This is a genomic window from Stappia sp. TSB10P1A, from assembly GCF_900185725.1.
Lineage (GTDB): Bacteria > Pseudomonadota > Alphaproteobacteria > Rhizobiales > Stappiaceae > Stappia.
On sequence record NZ_FYAU01000033.1, the window covers coordinates 1 to 1,435 of the forward strand.

General features: G+C 65.2%; 1 protein-coding gene and 1 pseudogene. Both read left to right on the forward strand.

Features of this window, described 5'->3' with window-relative positions; genetic code table 11:
• Positions 1–1,117, forward strand: a 1,117-nt coding sequence (locus tag TSB10P1A_RS17325; RefSeq protein ID WP_186389204.1) for a terminase large subunit domain-containing protein, incomplete at its 5' end; no start/stop codon positions are given.
• Positions 1,110–1,435 (forward strand): annotated as a pseudogene (locus TSB10P1A_RS17330) (phage portal protein); the annotation flags it as partial. The gene TSB10P1A_RS17325 and the pseudogene TSB10P1A_RS17330, both read left to right, overlap by 8 nt.

Genomic DNA, 1,435 nt, shown 5'->3' on the forward strand with positions numbered 1-1,435 from the left:
CGACGACGAGAAGAAGCACAGCGCGCTCGTCCTGCAGTTCGCCAACGGCCGGCGCATCCACTCCATGAGCTCCAACCCGGACGCCCAGGCCGGCAAGCGCGGCAGCCGCGTGCTGGACGAATTCGCCTTGCACCCGGATCCGCGAAAGCTCTGGTCGATTGCCTATCCGGGCATCACCTGGGGCGGGCAAATGGAGGTGATCTCCACCCACCGCGGATCGAAGAATTTCTTCAACATACTCGTGCGCGAGGCGAAGGAAGGCGGCAATCCGAAGAAGCTCAGCCTGCACACCGTCACCCTGCAGAACGCGCTGGATGACGGGTTCCTGTGGAAGCTGCAGCAATCCCTGCCGGCCGAAGACGAGCGGCAGGAGATGGATGAGGCGGCCTATTTCGACTGGGTGAAGAGCGGCGCGGCCGACGAGGAAAGTTTTCTGCAGGAGTACATGTGCAAGCCGGCCGACGACGATGCGGCTTTCCTCGAGTACGACCTGATCGCCTCGGCCGAGTATGCGCAAGGAGCCGATTGGCAGACGCCAGAGGGCGGCACCCTTTACGCCGGGGTCGATATCGGCCGAACGCAAGACCTGACCGTCCTTTGGGTGGTGGAGCTGCTGGGCGACGTCCTTTACACGCGCCATGTCGAGACCTTGAAGAAAATGCGGAAGTCCGAGCAAGAAAAGGTGCTCTGGCCCTGGTTCGCCAGGTGCGCCCGCGTCTGCATCGATCAGACAGGCCTCGGTATCGGCTGGGTGGATGACGCCCAGGATCGTTTCGGCGAATACGCGGTCGAAGGCGTTTCCTTCACCGCCCAGGCGAAAGAGGCGCTCGCCTATCCGGTTCGCTCGCGCATGGAGGATCGTCGGGTCCGCATCCCCTATTCGGGCGAGATCCGCGCCGACCTGCGGCAGGTGACCAAGCAGGTCACGCCGGCGGGCAATATCCGCTTCACGGCAGAGCGTACCCCTGACGGCCACGCCGACCGGTTCTGGGCCCTGGCGCTGGCGATCCATGCGGCGGATGGCGTGAAGGCCCAGCCGTGGCGCCCGCTCACCTCTGCCAAGCCGGCCGGCGAGACCCGTACTCTTGATGACGACTGGATCCCGCAAGATGCGTAAATGGCTTTCAAAGGCGCTGCTGTCCGCTATGCGTCACGCGCCAGGCTGGGTGCTGTTTCAGCCGACCATGACACGCACGCGCTACGACTATCGCAAGGCGATCGGCGACGGCCTCGACGCGTCGGTGGTGACGGCGCCGATCCAGTGGATCCAGCGCGCTCTGCCCGAGGCACGCCTGACGATCCATCGCGTTGGCCGCAACGGGCTGCGCGAGGAGGTGGCCGACCATCCGGCCCTGCGTCTGATCGCACGGCCAAACGCCCATTACGGCGACATCGCGCTCTGGTCCGGCACGGTGCTATCCTGGTGCCTCGCCGG